The sequence below is a fragment of the Vibrio sp. ABG19 genome (assembly GCF_029962385.1).
Classification (GTDB): domain Bacteria; phylum Pseudomonadota; class Gammaproteobacteria; order Enterobacterales; family Vibrionaceae; genus Vibrio; species Vibrio ostreae.
Genome location: NZ_CP071708.1, coordinates 444,738 through 460,212 on the forward strand (window position 1 = coordinate 444,738; position 15,475 = coordinate 460,212).

Sequence of the window (15,475 nt, forward strand, 5' to 3'; positions counted from 1 at the left end):
GCAAGACACCACTGGCAGCCTGTCAGCCAAAGAACATCGGAACTTTGGTCACTGCAATCTTGCCAGCAATCGCCAGCCAGCCCAGTGCGCCAAAGAAGGCCAGGGTGCGCATCAGCTTGGTACGACCTAGCTTAAGAGCAAACAGACCCAGGGCAATATAAGCCAGTACACAGGTCAGTTTGTCGGTCATCCACGGCGCGGCGGCCGTAAATGGAATAAAACCTGTGATGGAAATCAGACCGATGCCGGACAGCAACAGAAAGGTATCAACAACATGGGGAGTCACTTTGAGGAACTTATGTTGTAACAGAGCTGAATCGCGCATCATGAGTACATAGCGTACAGTCAGCAACAGCGCACTGAGGGCGATGGTCAGCATGTGAAAATGTTTTAATCCTTCGTACATTCTATTCCTCTTTTATTTCAACGTAATCAGCAAGCCGGGAATTGCCCCAGAGTGACGCGGTCATTGCCGGCGTAATCCAGCTCTGTGCTCACTGACTGATATCCTAAATCCTGCATAATGGTGCGAACAGCCGCGCCCTGCTGATAACCGTGTTCAAACGCCAGCCAGCCGCCCGGCAACAGATGCTGCCGCGCAGCCTGACTGATATGTTTGATATCGGCTAAACCGTTATCAGCAGCGACCAGTGCCGTTTTGGGTTCAAAACGCACATCGCCCTGGTCAAGATGAGGATCATGCTCATCAATATAAGGCGGGTTAGAGACAATCAAAGCAAACTTTGTACCGGCCGCCAATGGCGAGAACCAACTGCCATGCAGAAACGTGACATTGGTGATATTTAACCGGCGGCCGTTTTCGCAGGCAAGCTGCTGTGCCTCAGGACGTAAATCAATTCCGACCACCTGGCGCTGAGGTAACTCTGATGCCAGAGCCAGGGCAATTGCACCGGTCCCGGTTCCCAAATCGAGAATATCCCCCTCCAGGGTCACCGCTTTGTCCAGAGCCAGTTCGACCAACCGTTCGGTGTCCGGTCTTGGGATCAGGGTTGAGGGGGCAACTTTAAGCGGCAATGACCAGAATTCCCGCTCACCGAGAATATAAGCCACAGGTTCACCGCTGCTGCGCCGAGCCAGCAGGGCCTCAAACCCTTGTTGCACGTCACTGTCCAGCACTTTATCCGGCCAGGTCAGCAGATAAGATCGCGGCTTGTCGAGAGCATGACACAGCAGCACAGCAGCATCCAGCGCCGGCGAATCGCTGCCGCTGGCGCTCAATTGCAAAGTCGCCGCCTTCAGGGCGGCTTCTATGGTCAAAGACATAAATCAGTGTTGCTCAGCCAGAGCGGCGAGCTGGTCAGCCTGGTGCTCCTGAATCACAGGATCAACCAGAGTCTGCAGTTCACCCTCCATCACTTCGCTCAGACGGTAGATAGTCAGGTTGATACGGTGATCTGACACACGGCCTTGCGGATAGTTGTAGGTCCGAATCCGATCACTGCGGTCACCGGAGCCCAGCAGGTTACGACGGGTATCCGAAATTTCCGCGGCACGTTTCGCTTCTTCGGCCTGGGCAATACGCGCAGCCAGCACTGACATCGCTTTAGCTTTGTTTTTATGCTGAGAACGTTCGTCCTGACATTCAACCACGATACCGGTTGGTAAGTGGGTAATCCGGATCGCAGAATCCGTGGTGTTGACGTGCTGACCACCCGCGCCCGATGAGCGGAAGGTGTCGATTTTCAGATCCGCAGTACGAATTTCCGGGATTTCCGCTTCTGGCACTTCCGCCATGACCGCAACCGTACATGCCGAGGTATGCACACGCCCCTGAGATTCCGTCGCCGGTACACGCTGCACGCGGTGACCGCCGGATTCAAATTTCAGCACGCCGTAGGCGCCATCACCGCTGACCCGGGCAATCATCTCTTTGTAACCGCCGTGTTCCGCTTCGTTGGATGACATCACTTCGATACGCCAGCCACGCTTTTCTGCGTATTTACTGTACATACGGAACAGATCACCGGCAAAAATGCCCGCTTCATCACCGCCCGCTCCGGCACGAATCTCCAGGAAGCAGTTGCGGTCATCGTTAGGATCTTTTGGCAGCAGCAGAATTTGCAGCTCATCGCTGAGACGCTCAATCGCGGCTTTCGATTCTTTGATCTCTTCCTGTGCCATTTCACGCATTTCTGCGTCATCTTCTCTGGCCATCTCTTCGGCGGCCACCAAGTCATCTTGCGCCTGCTGATAAGCCTGGAAACACTTGGTGATCTCTTCAAGCTGAGAGTACTCTTTTGACAGAGCACGGAACTTGTCCTGATCACCAATCACCGCTGGATCGCCGAGCAGATGCTGGACTTCTTCGTAACGCTCTACCAGGGATTCAAGCTTAACTAAAATCGACGCTTTCATAGTTTCTTCTTTAATGAATAAGGAGTGATAAATTATTGCGGGTCATCAAGACCCAGACTTTCTCTGATTACCGCCAGTTTACCCGGTTCGCCCTGCTCGGCCGCAGCCTGCATTGCACGCGTTGGGGTGTGGATCAGTTTATTGGTCAGTTTGTTGCTCAATTCAGTCAGCAGCTTCTCCGGATCGCCACCAGCCGCCAAGGCCTGCAGGCTTTTACTCAGCAGATCCTCACGAATTTCATTCGCCGCTTTCCGGTAATCACGAATACTGTCGACCGCCTGCAACGAGCGCATCCACGACATAAAGGCCGCGCTCTCTTCACTGACGATCGCCTCGGCCTGAATCGCCTCAACCTTGCGCTGCTCTATATTACTATCGACGATAGACTGCAAATCATCCACTGAGTAGAGATAGGCGTCATTGAGATCGCCGACCTGAGCCTCAATATCGCGCGGGACCGCAATATCGACCAGCAACATCGGCTGATAACGGCGCGCTTTCAGCGCAGTCTCCACCATCCCTTTGCCAATAATAGGCAGCGGGCTGGCGGTCGAACTGATGACGATGTCCGCCGCGGCGAGATGCTCAGGGATTTCATTCAGGGCGATAACCTCACCGTCAAACTGCTCAGCCAGAGTCATGGCCCGTTCGCGAGTTCGGTTCGCAACAATAATGCGTTTACAGTTGTGACTGGCGAGATGCTTGGCCACCAGCTCAATGGTTTCACCGGCACCGACCAGCATGACGGTCGCATCAGAAAGTGATTCAAAAATATGTTTTGCCAGCGTACACGCCGCATACGCAACCGAAACGGCACTGCCGCCGATTTCGGTTTCAGTACGTACACGTTTGGCAACAGAAAACGCCTTTTGGAATAACTTTTCCAGTGACGGGTCTACCGCCCGCTCTTCACGCGAGTCGGCATAAGCCTGCTTCACCTGCCCGAGAATTTGCGGCTCACCCAGCACCAGAGAGTCGAGACCACACGACACCCGCATCAGGTGACGAATCGCGGCCTGCTCTTCATGTACATAAAGGCTGGGTTTGAGATCTTCAGGGTTAACCTGATGAAACTGAGACAGCCACTCGATCAGTTTATTCTTGCTCGACGATTTCACATCGCAATAGATTTCGGTGCGGTTACAGGTCGACAGAATAACACTGCCATGCACATAGGCGCTGTCCGACAGTTGCCCCAGAGCCTCAGACAATTTGTCTGGACCAAAAGCAACTTTTTCTCGCAATTCAACCGAAGCCGTATTGTGATTGATACCAATAGCAAGCAAGGACATCTATCGAGGGTTCTCTGATATGAAATGGACTAGGCGCCGAATTTTACTTGATGGGCCCGTTTATTGAAAGGGTCATATTAAAAGAGTCACCGGGATTTGTTTTCCCGACAGCGTGATTTCAATGGTATAGTGAAGCGCTTCCCTTACACAGACTGGATAAATAACGAGCAAATCATGACTTTTAAGCCACGTATTTACCTGATCTTTGCCCTTTTACTGATTCTGGCTGGCTGTAGCATGGCCCCTGAACCGGTAAGTGAAGTGCAATGGCAGTCACACCAGGCCAGATTGGCTAATATTTCGCAATTCCGTCTGTCCGGAAAAATGGGCTATATCTCTCCGGAACAACGCGAATCATTTAATTTCCAATGGCAGAAAAAGGCCGACAGCAGTCAGCTGCGCCTGACCAACTTTCTTGGCCAGACGATTCTCAACCTGACCATTTCTGCCCAGGGGGCACGGGTCGAAACCTATGATGATCAGGTCTACACTGCCGATAATGCAGAGCAACTGATCTGGCAACTGACCGGACTTGATATTCCGATCAACCTGCTCCAGGACTGGATCCTCGGCTTACCGTCTCAGGCCGATCAGTACCAGCTCAACAGCAATAACACCCTGCAGAGCCTGGACAAAACCGCCGGTAATCGCAGCTGGCACGTCGATTATGCCCGCTACCGCGAATATCCGTGGCAAAGCACTGCCCTGCCTCTGCCGGACAAACTGAAACTGACCCAACGCCAGACCGCGATTAATCTGGTGGTATCTAAATGGACTCTGACCCCATGATCCAAGGCCCGATTGTTGATCAAACCACCCATTGGCCGTCACCGGCTAAACTGAATTTGTTTTTGTACATCACCGGTCGCCGCGCGGACGGTTATCACGAACTGCAAACTCTTTTCCAGTTTCTCGACCATGGTGACACCCTGGCTATTCGAGCCAATAACAGTGGTCAGATAGACCTTTCGCCGCTTTTGCCGGGCGTGGCCACCACAGATAACCTGATCTGGAAAGCGGCTACGGCCCTGCAGCAAGCAACCGGTTGTTCGTTAGGTGCTGAGATAGAACTCAACAAAGTTCTGCCGATGGGCGGCGGGATCGGCGGAGGATCGTCGAATGCCGCCACCGTGTTGGTGGCACTGAATTTTTTATGGCAAACCGGCCTGGGTGATGAGCAACTGGCTGAGATTGGTTTAGCGCTCGGCGCAGATGTACCAGTGTTTGTACGCGGTTTTGCCGCCTTTGCCGAAGGCGTGGGTGAACAGTTAGTCGCGGTGGAACCTGAGCAAAAATGGTACCTGGTGGTTCGCCCGAATGTGAGCATAGCCACCAAGGATATTTTCACTCATCCGCAGCTGACGCGCGACACCCCCAAGCGTGATCTGGCAACGCTGGTTGACACTGGTTACGAAAACGATTGCGAAAAAATTGTCCGAATGCTTTACCCAGAGGTTGATAAGCAACTTTCTTGGCTGCTACAATACGCGCCGTCAAGATTGACTGGGACGGGATCTTGCGTTTTTGCTGAGTTTTTGAGCAAGAAAGAAGCGGAAGCTGTCCTTGCCAAATTACCTGACAACGTCTCTGCGTTTATTGCCTATGGGCGCAATGTTTCACCGCTGAAAGAGACGCTGGCTGATTACCAATTGGCCTACACCCAACCTATTTAAAAACTGGACGCAACCCTGAGGTTTCCACCGTGCCTGATATGAAGCTATTTGCTGGTAACGCCACACCTGAACTAGCCCAACGTATTGCTGAACGTCTCTACATTTCCCTTGGTGATGCAACTGTATCCCGTTTCTCTGACGGCGAAGTCGCAGTACAAATCAACGAAAATGTTCGTGGTAGCGACGTATTCATCATTCAATCAACCTGTGCACCAACCAACGATAACCTGATGGAGTTGGTGGTCATGATTGATGCAATGCGCCGTGCTTCAGCAGGCCGTATTACTGCTGTTATCCCTTACTTTGGTTATGCTCGTCAAGATCGCCGCGTGCGTTCATCCCGTGTGCCAATTACTGCAAAAGTTGTTGCAGACTTCCTTTCTAACGTCGGCGTTGACCGCGTGCTAACCATCGACCTGCATGCAGAGCAAATCCAAGGCTTCTTCGATGTACCAGTAGATAACATCTTCGGTACACCGGTACTGCTGGAAGATATGAAAGTGCGCGGCCTGGAAGATCCGGTAGTCGTTTCTCCTGACCTGGGCGGCGTAGTACGTGCACGTGCTACTGCAAAAGCTCTGGGCGATATCGATATCGCGATCGTCGACAAACGTCGTCCACGCGCTAACGTATCTGAAGTGATGAACCTGATCGGTGACGTTGAAGGTCGTGACTGTGTTATCGTTGATGACATGATCGATACCGGCGGCACTCTGTGTAAAGCAGCAGAAGCGCTGAAAGAGCGCGGTGCGAAACGTGTATTTGCCTACGCCACTCACGCGGTGTTCTCAGGCAATGCTGCTAAGAACATCAAAAACTCTGTGCTTGACCAAGTGATCGTCACTGACTCAATCACTCTGTCAAAAGAGATGGCTGCGACCGGTAAAGTGACTCAACTGACGTTGTCGACCATGCTGGCTGAAGCGATTCGTCGTATCAGCAACGAAGAATCTATCTCAGCGATGTTCAACTAAGTAGCTTCGCTCAGATTATCTCTTCTAAATTGAGCGCTTCATCTTCGGATGAGGCGCTTTTTGTTTGCTGACGGTGTGAGATTTACGCCTGGCGCGGCTTATTTCGTGAGCAACCCATTATTATCGCACTGATACCCCTGGTCTGGTTGATACTCATCATGTCATTTACCCGCATCGCGCACGAAAATGCAGAGTATCGCCCCACGGCGCTTTTCTGTGCTATCATACCGCGCTTTTTGTTTCCGAAGGGATCCTAGCCTTGAGTCAACCAATTAAATTACTGGTCGGTCTGGCCAATCCGGGACCAGAATACGCCAGGACACGCCACAATGCGGGTGCATGGGTGGTCGAAGAACTCGCGCGCATTCATAATGTGGTACTCAAAAATGAACCAAAATTCTTTGGTTTAACCGGTCGAATCGTCGTCAACGGCGAAGATCTGCGTCTGCTGATCCCAACGACCTTTATGAACTTATCCGGTAAAGCCGTGGCCGCACTGGCCAAGTTTTACCAGATAAAACCGGAAGAGATCATGATCGCGCACGATGAGCTCGATCTTCCTCCGGGCATTGCTAAGTTTAAACAAGGTGGTGGTCATGGCGGTCACAATGGCCTGAAAGACACCATCAGTAAACTGGGTAATAACAAAGAATTTTACCGCCTGCGGATTGGCATCGGCCATCCCGGGCATAAAGATAAAGTAGCAGGCTATGTGTTGGGTAAAGCTCCGGCTAAAGAGCAGGAGTGTCTGGATGCAGCGGTGGACGAATCCGTTCGCTGTCTCGACATCTTAATCAAAGATGGCCTAACGAAAGCGCAAAACCGCTTACACACGTTCAAAGCTGAATAAGGTTTACAGTCATGGGTTTTAAATGTGGCATCGTTGGTCTACCAAACGTTGGTAAATCAACACTTTTTAATGCACTCACAAAAGCAGGTATCGAGGCGGCAAACTTCCCGTTTTGTACCATCGAACCAAACACAGGTGTCGTTCCGGTACCGGATTTGCGCCTAGACGCACTGGCAAACATTGTTAACCCGGAGCGTATTCTGCCAACCACGATGGAGTTCGTTGACATCGCGGGCCTGGTTGCAGGTGCATCAAAAGGTGAAGGTCTGGGGAACAAATTCCTGGCTAACATCCGTGAAACTGACGCAATCGGTCACGTTGTACGCTGCTTCGAGAACGAAAACATCGTTCACGTTGCGGGTAAAGTCTCTCCGATTGAAGATATCGAAGTGATCAACCTGGAACTGGCTCTGGCTGACCTGGACAGCTGTGAGCGTGCCATCCAGCGCCAGGCCAAACGTGCCAAAGGCGGCGACAAAGACGCAAAATTCGAGCTGACCGTACTGGAAAAACTGCTGCCAGTACTGACTGAAGGTGGTTCTGCCCGCACGGTGACACTGTCAAAAGAAGAGCTGGCAGCCGTTGGTTACCTCAACTTCCTGACTCTGAAGCCGACCATGTACATCGCTAACGTGGCGGAAGACGGTTTTGAAGATAACCCGTACCTGGATGCTGTACGTGAATTCGCCGCCAAAGAAAACAACGTGGTGGTTCCGGTTTGTGCCGCGATCGAATCTGAGTTGTCTGAGCTGGAAGAAGAAGAGCGTGATGAATTCCTGGCCGATCTGGGGATCGAAGAGCCGGGCCTGAACCGGGTTATCCGTTCTGGTTACGATTTGCTGAACCTGCACACTTACTTTACCGCCGGCGTTAAAGAAGTACGTGCCTGGACTATCCCTGTCGGCGCAACGGCTCCGCAAGCTGCCGGTAAGATCCACACCGACTTCGAACGCGGCTTCATCCGTGCTGAAGTTGTGGGTTACGATGCCTACATCGAATTCAACGGTGAAAGTGGCGCCAAAGAAGCCGGTAAATGGCGTCTGGAAGGTAAAGACTACATCGTAAAAGATGGCGATGTTATCCACTTCCGCTTCAACGTTTAAGCTCTGCGTTGACCTATCCGTTTAAATAACATTCAACTCGCCTGAGGCAAAATCAGGCAGTTGAACAAAAGCCAACCAAGCGGTTGGCTTTTTTGTTTTAACGGCTGTTAAATATGAGAAATTCGCTCAGGTCAAAGGTAATGAATCTGTTGTTTTACTAGCGCTTTTTGATCACAAACACGCCTCTTTGATTAAAAATAACCCGAACAGTCAATTTCAGGGAATTTATTCAAAAAAACTGTTGACGCTCCTGAGCCATATCCGCATAATGCGCTCCGTTCTCAGCGATAAGGCAACTTTGAAGCGAGCAACGAAAATGAAAAATTGTTGGCTACGTAGCTCAGCTGGTTAGAGCACATCACTCATAATGATGGGGTCACAGGTTCGAATCCCGTCGTAGCCACCATTTCCTAAATGCTTTCGCTTAACTTGATTAAGTAAGAGTAATTAGGAAATAATGCGGAAGTGGCGAAATTGGTAGACGCACCAGATTTAGGTTCTGGCGCCGCAAGGTGTGAGAGTTCAAGTCTCTCCTTCCGCACCATTATTTAAGATAACGTAAGTTATCGCCTGCAGGTCTATCGCCAAGCGGTAAGGCAGCGGCTTTTGATGCCGCCATTCCCTGGTTCGAATCCAGGTAGACCTGCCATTTTTACACCTTGCCTGAGGTTATCAGGCAGAATACTGAATTTGCGGTGGTGGCGGAATTGGTAGACGCGCTAGCTTCAGGTGCTAGTGTCCGTTAGGACGTGAGGGTTCAAGTCCCTCCCTCCGCACCAAATTCAGTAGATTGTAGGTCTATCGCCAAGCGGTAAGGCAGCGGCTTTTGATGCCGCCATTCCCTGGTTCGAATCCAGGTAGACCTGCCATAATTCTTTAGATTTCAATGCGATTTAAAAACCATTGGAACTGAATGCGAGATTGTATTATAGTTTCTCGCTCAAAATTGTTGGCTACGTAGCTCAGCTGGTTAGAGCACATCACTCATAATGATGGGGTCACAGGTTCGAATCCCGTCGTAGCCACCACTTATTCAAGTTAATCATTTTGCTGATTGACTTAGAATACCGGGACGCGGAAGTGGCGAAATTGGTAGACGCACCAGATTTAGGTTCTGGCGCCGCAAGGTGTGAGAGTTCAAGTCTCTCCTTCCGCACCATCATCCCGATATTCTGAAACTGTTTTGCGGAAGTGGCGAAATTGGTAGACGCACCAGATTTAGGTTCTGGCGCCGCAAGGTGTAAGAGTTCAAGTCTCTTCTTCCGCACCATAATTTGCGATAACGACACGTTATCCGCTGTAGGTCTATCGCCAAGCGGTAAGGCAGCGGCTTTTGATGCCGCCATTCCCTGGTTCGAATCCAGGTAGACCTGCCATTTTACACCTTGTCTGAGGTTATCAGACAACATACTGAATTTGCGGTGGTGGCGGAATTGGTAGACGCGCTAGCTTCAGGTGCTAGTGTCCGTTAGGACGTGAGGGTTCAAGTCCCTCCCTCCGCACCAAATTCAGTAGATTGTAGGTCTATCGCCAAGCGGTAAGGCAGCGGCTTTTGATGCCGCCATTCCCTGGTTCGAATCCAGGTAGACCTGCCATTACAACGATGATTCGATATACCAAGTCGGGTTATCTACAAAACATGATGCGGAAGTGGCGAAATTGGTAGACGCACCAGATTTAGGTTCTGGCGCCGTAAGGTGTGAGAGTTCAAGTCTCTCCTTCCGCACCATTATTCTTAAGTATTAATACATAAGAATAACAGAGTGGCTACGTAGCTCAGCTGGTTAGAGCACATCACTCATAATGATGGGGTCACAGGTTCGAATCCCGTCGTAGCCACCATTTCCTAAACGCTTTTAGATCAGAACATCTGAACCGAGAGTAGTTAGGAAACATGCGGAAGTGGCGAAATTGGTAGACGCACCAGATTTAGGTTCTGGCGCCGCAAGGTGTAAGAGTTCAAGTCTCTTCTTCCGCACCATGTTGACGATAATATGAAAAACTTTTCAATATTATCAAAAAGCTGCGTGACAACAGCTTAAGTTCCGGTTAGTATTACGGAACAGGTTGTCACAAGATAGCTTAACAGAGTAATACTAAATTTTGCGGTGGTGGCGGAATTGGTAGACGCGCTAGCTTCAGGTGCTAGTGTCCGTTAGGACGTGAGGGTTCAAGTCCCTCCCTCCGCACCAAATTTAGTATCTTGTAGGTCTATCGCCAAGCGGTAAGGCAGCGGCTTTTGATGCCGCCATTCCCTGGTTCGAATCCAGGTAGACCTGCCATTACAACGATGATTCGATATACCAAGTCGGGTTGTCCACAAATCAAGTTGCGGAAGTGGCGAAATTGGTAGACGCACCAGATTTAGGTTCTGGCGCCGCAAGGTGTGAGAGTTCAAGTCTCTCCTTCCGCACCATAGATTGACAAAACCCAGCCTCGGCTGGGTTTTGTTTTATCTGTCGTTCCTATATTTCCCTACTGTCTGGGTACTAAAAAATCCAACCTAAGCGGGATCTGTTAGTCACTGTCTCATGTTCAAATTCACGATTTAGTTTACGCGCTCAAGCTTTAGTCTACCCACTCACTAAATCGATCCTAAGCCAATACGCAGTTCATAAGCCAACGAAGCTGTTTGTGAAGCAACTATTGAGTCACTGCACTTATCCCAGTAACGCCAACGCGGTATTTGGCGCTTGTCTTGCCTGAGCGAGCACCGAGCCGGAAGCTTGGGCCAGGATCTGAGATTTGGTCAGTGCCGTGGTTTCTTTGGCAAAGTCCGTATCCTTGATACGGCTCTTCGACGCATTCACATTCTCGTTAATGTTATCCAGGTTACTGATCGCATGGTTAAAGCGGTTCTGGAATGCACCCAGTTCAGCTCGGTGACTATCCACAAACTTCAACGCGGCATCCACCACTGCCACTGATTGCTGAGCGCCACCTACAGAGGTAACATCTATCGTATCAACAGTCAGCGCCTGGCCATCCTGCATCCCCAACTCACTAGCCAGACTCCCCCCAAAGCTCACCGGTCCGGTGACCTTGTTATTGTCAGCAAACAGTTGCAGCCTGCCCTCTTCATCCACGGAGGCTTTGACCATGTCGGTCTGACCATTGATGTAAGTGGCCAGCTCTTCAATATCATCACCTTCTTTGGCGTTAATTGAGATGGTCTGCTCACCACCAAAACGGTCATTGAGGGTAATGGTCAGATCATTCGCATCGGCTGCCACGCCCCAGTCACTGCCTTTGCCTTGTGACGCCTGGTAGCCGGTGCCGCCCATCATGCGGTTATCACTGCGCATGTTGTTCAGGGTCAGCATGACGGCTTCACCGCTGTCAGCACCGATCTGAAACGCTTTGGTTTCAAAGGTACCATTGAGCAGCTTGTTACCACCAAATGAAGTGGTTTCCGCAATCCGGTTCAGTTCATCATTCAACGCCGTCACTTCTTCCTGAATAGCCTGACGCTCTGATTTAGAGTTAGAGCCGTTGGCCGATTGCAGGGACAAATCACGCATACGTTGCAGAATGTTGGTGGTTTCATTCATTGCACCTTCCGCGGTCTGCGCCATCGAGATGCCGTCATTGGCATTGCGCACCGCTACATCCAGGCCACGGCTCTGGACATTAAGGCGGTTAGATATTTGCAGGCCGGCCGCATCATCTTTTGCGCTGTTGATTCGGTAACCTGACGACAAACGTTCCATAGAAGCCTGTTGGGCGTTGGTCGCACTGTTCAGATAACGCTGAGCTGTCATTGCTGACACATTAGTATTTACATTAACCGCCATAAGATTATCTCCTGTTAATTTTCAGACGTAGCGGAACTTAACGAACGGTTTCCGACGTCTCGGAAATCCAAAGTGTTCTCTCAAAGTTATCTCTAATAGCGACCCGGCTAAATTTAGCTTTAGACAAACGCAGCGAATAAGTTAAAAAACGAACAATGGATGCAAGAAGTGCGAGATAAGACGCAAAAGTAAACAACCCCGGACAGAAAAGGCTAAAGATTAATCAAAAACGGACGGCGCAACAAAGTGCACATCAGGGCAAGTAAATGGGGTGTCAATCAGACGTGAGTAAATAGCAGGCAAAAGAAAAGCCCCTTTCCTTTGAGAGAACCGGGGCTGGGTTGGAAGCCAACGCCAATGTGGAGATCAGAGAAATGAACACATTTTGGCTACCAGATTGTGTATGACAACGTTTGCTTAACAAGCAGGTTTAGGTGAGAGAGCTTGCCAATCTCCGGTTATCATACTTTGCCAGGGGACCTTCATCGTAAGCTCACGTCTGAGCCGGAAATAAAGGCTCCCTATCTTACTGCAATAGTGAAATTGCAGAGTTAGGCAACTGTTTTGCTTGGGCAAGAATCGAAGTCCCTGCCTGTTGCAGAATTTGTGCTTTGGTCATTTGCGTGGTCTCTTTCGCAAAGTCGGTATCTTTAATCCGGCTCTTCGAAGCTTCCACGTTTTCCTGGATGTTAGCCAGGTTGCTGATACTGTGGCTCAAACGGTTTTGCTTCGCCCCCAGATCTGCACGCTGTGCGTCAACATATTTCAGTGCTGCATCCAGGATACCGACTGCGTTTTGTGAACCACCGACCGAGGTCACATCAATGTCCTGCACTGTGGTGTAAACACCGTTATCGGTACTCAGACCCAGTTCATTGGCCAGGCCACCAGAGATGCTCAAACCAGAGGCCAGATTAGGTTCCGCAACAAAAACTTGCAGACGTCCCTCATCATCAACCGAGGCTTTAAACATGTCAGTCTGGCCGTTGAGGTACGTCGCCACTTCTTCAATATCATCACCAGCTTTGGCATTGATATTAATCGTCACAGGCTCACCGTCTTCTCCGGTGTACTCTAACTGCATCGTGTTGGCATTCGCTGGTACACCCCAGTCCTGACTCTTACCTTGTTCAGCAAGGTACGACACACCGCCCATACGATGGTCATCAGCACGAATGCTGGTCAGGCCCATGATCACCGCTTCACCTGAGCTAGCACCGATCTGGAACGAAGCTTCACCAAATGAGCCGTTCAGCAGCTTACGGCCACCGAAAGAAGTGGTTTCAGCAATACGGTTCAATTCGTCCTGCAGAGCTTTTACTTCTTCGTTAATCGCGCCACGTTCAGAGTCTGAGTTGGTGCCGTTCGCCGATTGCAGTGACAAGTCACGCATACGTTGCAGAATCGAGGTAGACTCATTCATCGCCCCTTCCGCTGTCTGCGCAATTGAGATGCCATCGTTGGCGTTACGCATTGCCACATCCAGACCGCGAGACTGAGCTGTCAGACGGTTTGAGATCTGCAGGCCGGCCGCATCATCTTTCGCACTGTTGATACGATTACCTGACGACAAACGCTCCATCGAGGTGTTCAGCTCGTTAGACGACTTATTCAGATAACGTTGTGCGGTCATCGCCGACACGTTGGTATTGACGTTAATGGTCATAGTTTGCTCTCCTATCGAGTTCGCAAGCTTTATGCGAAGCGGTCAGCTGGACTCTTTTGGAAGCACTGACCGTGAATAACTTGCCAAACACGCATCACTGCGCGTTTTAGAACCGTATTTATAAACTGTGGTAATAATTTAAGGTTACTAATAACAATCCAAATTGTGTGCCAACTTTAAAACCTGTAAGTAATTAAAAAATTATTTACCTGTTTTTCAATGAGTTAATTAACACCTTGTGCTTTAAAGGCCTATCAGCTGTTAACCATTACCCTGAGCGGCAAACAACCATTGCCATAATCATTGCCGTTTATTTATTCACCACCCGAGGCGGCAACCCCTGCCCTGCCAACGCGGCAAAAAAATGCCCATCAGGTAAAGCGTTAACGTAGCGCGGCCCTCCGACTTCGCCTGCGTGCCTTTTTCATTTCGCTGCTGTCATCTCACTTCGCACATATGGCATAGCTCATATGGCAGGGAAGTACGATGCAGTTGCGAGCAGATAAAGAACAACCACCACCTATCGTGCTAATCAGCGCCAGGCGTGATCAAATATAATTAAACAGGGTCAAATCTTTGGTTTTACCAAAAGCTTGCTGAGAGGCCTGCAGCGCACGGGAATTCTCATTAAACTCGATCACCGCGTCCGCGTAGTCGAGATCCTCAAACTGGCTTTTCGACTTCGCCAGGCTGATTTTGAAATCTTCATGCTGCTCTTCCTGAATATCCAGAGTGCTCAGGTGGGCACCAATATCAGTCCGCTGTTTGTTAAGATGAATAAAAGCGGTATGAAATTCTTCGGTCATCTGCTGCAACTTGGCTGTGGTTGAAGCATCAGACACTGACCCTTTAGAAAGCTCAATGGCATCTCTGAAGGTGTCGAAAATACTGTAGCTATCGCGTGGCGTCAGCGACATGCTGTCGCCGGCAGTCAGCTGTCCTTTGACGTGTATGGTCAGCCCTTCATATTCAATACCGGTTTTCGGGTCAAAATCATCTGCCGCCACCACAGAGCCATTGCGCTCGAGTTGATAACCGAACTGACCGTTTTGCATATCGACAAAGGTCAGCGTGTATTGACCATCGTCATCCGGATCACTGTTGGTCGCTCTCTCAAGCAACAATTCTGATCCTTCCTGCAACTGATAATCCGGTGCGTAATCGCCAAACGGGTTTTCAATCTCCATGAACATCTTGCTGCCCGGAGTATTAAACGGTACTTCCAGGCTGTTAGAGATCTTCATCTTGCGCTGGTAATCATCTCCGGCGTACGACACATTGCCGGCATTATCGCGAAAGAACGGCTGAGTGGTCGGCTTGGTGCCGGCAAAAATATAGTTACCCGATTCGTCCTGCACATTGGCCAGGCTGAGCATGTTGTTCGAAATTTCCTCCAGCTCACGGGCTTTAGCAGCCCGGTCTTCAGGAGAAAGTGAGCCGTTGATCATTTCCATCACGTTGCGTTTCGCCTTATCGGCAAAATCTTCAGTGTTGGAGACAATCACTTCCTGATGCTCAAGCCGGTTACGGACCAGAGTAATGGCATCAATGTACTGGCGCAGCTGCTCTTCCTGCTGTGACACATTCTGGATATAGTGAGTCGCCAGCGGATTATCCGCCGCCGACAACAACTTCTTACCGGAAGCCAGCTGAGCCTGGTTGTGATGAACTTTCGATTCCTGACGACGCAAATCATTTTGCACCGACTGATAATTGTGGAAGCTGGAAATACGATTAAACATTCAGT

General features: G+C 50.2%; 12 protein-coding genes and 17 tRNA genes. 22 read left to right on the top strand and 7 right to left on the bottom strand.

Annotated features, from left to right (window positions below):
• Positions 1-22: 22 nt before the first annotated feature.
• Genes J0X00_RS08140 through hemA form a run of 4 tightly spaced genes read right to left on the bottom strand, consistent with a single transcriptional unit; the run spans position 23 to position 3,668 of the window.
• Complete coding sequence (locus tag J0X00_RS08140) at positions 23-406, bottom strand: SirB2 family protein (protein ID WP_136482391.1); 384 nt, start codon at positions 404-406, stop codon at positions 23-25.
• A gap of 26 nt (positions 407-432) precedes the next feature.
• Positions 433-1,284, bottom strand: a complete 852-nt coding sequence (gene prmC, locus J0X00_RS08145) for a peptide chain release factor N(5)-glutamine methyltransferase (RefSeq protein ID WP_136482389.1) — start codon at positions 1,282-1,284, stop codon at positions 433-435.
• A gap of 3 nt (positions 1,285-1,287) precedes the next feature.
• Positions 1,288-2,376: a peptide chain release factor 1 gene (gene prfA, locus J0X00_RS08150; protein WP_136482387.1), complete on the bottom strand. Its 1,089-nt coding sequence runs from the start codon at positions 2,374-2,376 to the stop codon at positions 1,288-1,290.
• A gap of 32 nt (positions 2,377-2,408) precedes the next feature.
• Positions 2,409-3,668 (bottom strand): glutamyl-tRNA reductase, encoded by a 1,260-nt coding sequence (gene hemA / locus J0X00_RS08155; RefSeq protein ID WP_136482385.1) that lies wholly within the window; start codon positions 3,666-3,668, stop codon positions 2,409-2,411.
• Positions 3,669-3,842: 174 nt separating this feature from the next.
• Between hemA and lolB the strand changes: the two genes are divergently transcribed.
• The 22 genes from lolB to J0X00_RS08265 all read left to right on the top strand — a co-directional run bounded on the left by lolB (position 3,843) and on the right by J0X00_RS08265 (position 10,684).
• Positions 3,843-4,457 (top strand): lipoprotein insertase outer membrane protein LolB, encoded by a 615-nt coding sequence (gene lolB, locus J0X00_RS08160; protein ID WP_136482383.1) that lies wholly within the window; start codon positions 3,843-3,845, stop codon positions 4,455-4,457.
• Positions 4,439-5,341, top strand: coding sequence for a 4-(cytidine 5'-diphospho)-2-C-methyl-D-erythritol kinase (ispE, locus tag J0X00_RS08165; protein WP_282477886.1), 903 nt, complete (start codon positions 4,439-4,441; stop codon positions 5,339-5,341). The genes lolB and ispE overlap by 19 nt, the downstream gene beginning before the upstream one ends.
• Before the next feature lie 29 nt (positions 5,342-5,370).
• Positions 5,371-6,315, top strand: coding sequence for a ribose-phosphate pyrophosphokinase (locus J0X00_RS08170; RefSeq protein ID WP_136482379.1), 945 nt, complete (start codon positions 5,371-5,373; stop codon positions 6,313-6,315).
• Positions 6,316-6,574: 259 nt separating this feature from the next.
• On the top strand, positions 6,575-7,165 hold the full coding sequence (pth, locus tag J0X00_RS08175; protein ID WP_136482377.1) for an aminoacyl-tRNA hydrolase: 591 nt from the start codon (positions 6,575-6,577) through the stop codon (positions 7,163-7,165).
• An 11-nt stretch (positions 7,166-7,176) separates the two neighbouring features.
• Positions 7,177-8,268 carry a redox-regulated ATPase YchF gene (ychF, locus tag J0X00_RS08180; protein ID WP_136482374.1) on the top strand — a complete coding sequence of 364 codons (1,092 nt, stop codon included), beginning with the start codon at positions 7,177-7,179 and terminating at the stop codon, positions 8,266-8,268.
• A 329-nt stretch (positions 8,269-8,597) separates the two neighbouring features.
• Positions 8,598-8,674 (top strand) — tRNA-Met (locus J0X00_RS08185).
• A 53-nt stretch (positions 8,675-8,727) separates the two neighbouring features.
• Positions 8,728-8,812: transfer RNA gene (locus J0X00_RS08190), tRNA-Leu, on the top strand.
• A 30-nt stretch (positions 8,813-8,842) separates the two neighbouring features.
• Positions 8,843-8,917, top strand: a tRNA-Gln gene (locus J0X00_RS08195).
• A gap of 43 nt (positions 8,918-8,960) precedes the next feature.
• Positions 8,961-9,047, top strand: a tRNA-Leu gene (locus J0X00_RS08200).
• 15 nt (positions 9,048-9,062) lie between these two features.
• Positions 9,063-9,137: transfer RNA gene (locus J0X00_RS08205), tRNA-Gln, on the top strand.
• An 82-nt stretch (positions 9,138-9,219) separates the two neighbouring features.
• Positions 9,220-9,296, top strand: a tRNA-Met gene (locus J0X00_RS08210).
• A gap of 46 nt (positions 9,297-9,342) precedes the next feature.
• A tRNA-Leu gene (locus J0X00_RS08215) sits at positions 9,343-9,427 on the top strand.
• Between the two features lie 26 nt (positions 9,428-9,453).
• Positions 9,454-9,538, top strand: a tRNA-Leu gene (locus J0X00_RS08220).
• 31 nt (positions 9,539-9,569) lie between these two features.
• Positions 9,570-9,644 (top strand) — tRNA-Gln (locus tag J0X00_RS08225).
• Positions 9,645-9,686: 42 nt separating this feature from the next.
• Positions 9,687-9,773 (top strand) — tRNA-Leu (locus J0X00_RS08230).
• A gap of 15 nt (positions 9,774-9,788) precedes the next feature.
• Positions 9,789-9,863: transfer RNA gene (locus tag J0X00_RS08235), tRNA-Gln, on the top strand.
• A gap of 49 nt (positions 9,864-9,912) precedes the next feature.
• Positions 9,913-9,997: transfer RNA gene (locus tag J0X00_RS08240), tRNA-Leu, on the top strand.
• Between the two features lie 36 nt (positions 9,998-10,033).
• A tRNA-Met gene (locus tag J0X00_RS08245) sits at positions 10,034-10,110 on the top strand.
• Between the two features lie 54 nt (positions 10,111-10,164).
• Positions 10,165-10,249 (top strand) — tRNA-Leu (locus J0X00_RS08250).
• Positions 10,250-10,373: 124 nt separating this feature from the next.
• A tRNA-Leu gene (locus tag J0X00_RS08255) sits at positions 10,374-10,460 on the top strand.
• A gap of 15 nt (positions 10,461-10,475) precedes the next feature.
• Positions 10,476-10,550, top strand: a tRNA-Gln gene (locus J0X00_RS08260).
• A 49-nt stretch (positions 10,551-10,599) separates the two neighbouring features.
• Positions 10,600-10,684: transfer RNA gene (locus tag J0X00_RS08265), tRNA-Leu, on the top strand.
• Between the two features lie 244 nt (positions 10,685-10,928).
• Here J0X00_RS08265 and J0X00_RS08270 read toward each other — a convergent pair.
• From J0X00_RS08270 to flgL, 3 genes are all read right to left on the bottom strand, one after another.
• A complete protein-coding gene (locus tag J0X00_RS08270) occupies positions 10,929-12,062 on the bottom strand; it encodes a flagellin (protein ID WP_282477887.1) in 1,134 nt (377 codons plus the stop codon).
• A 526-nt stretch (positions 12,063-12,588) separates the two neighbouring features.
• On the bottom strand, positions 12,589-13,728 hold the full coding sequence (locus J0X00_RS08275) for a flagellin (RefSeq protein ID WP_136482370.1): 1,140 nt from the start codon (positions 13,726-13,728) through the stop codon (positions 12,589-12,591).
• 548 nt (positions 13,729-14,276) lie between these two features.
• Complete coding sequence (gene flgL, locus J0X00_RS08280) at positions 14,277-15,470, bottom strand: flagellar hook-associated protein FlgL (protein WP_218562788.1); 1,194 nt, start codon at positions 15,468-15,470, stop codon at positions 14,277-14,279.
• Positions 15,471-15,475 lie beyond the last annotated feature (5 nt).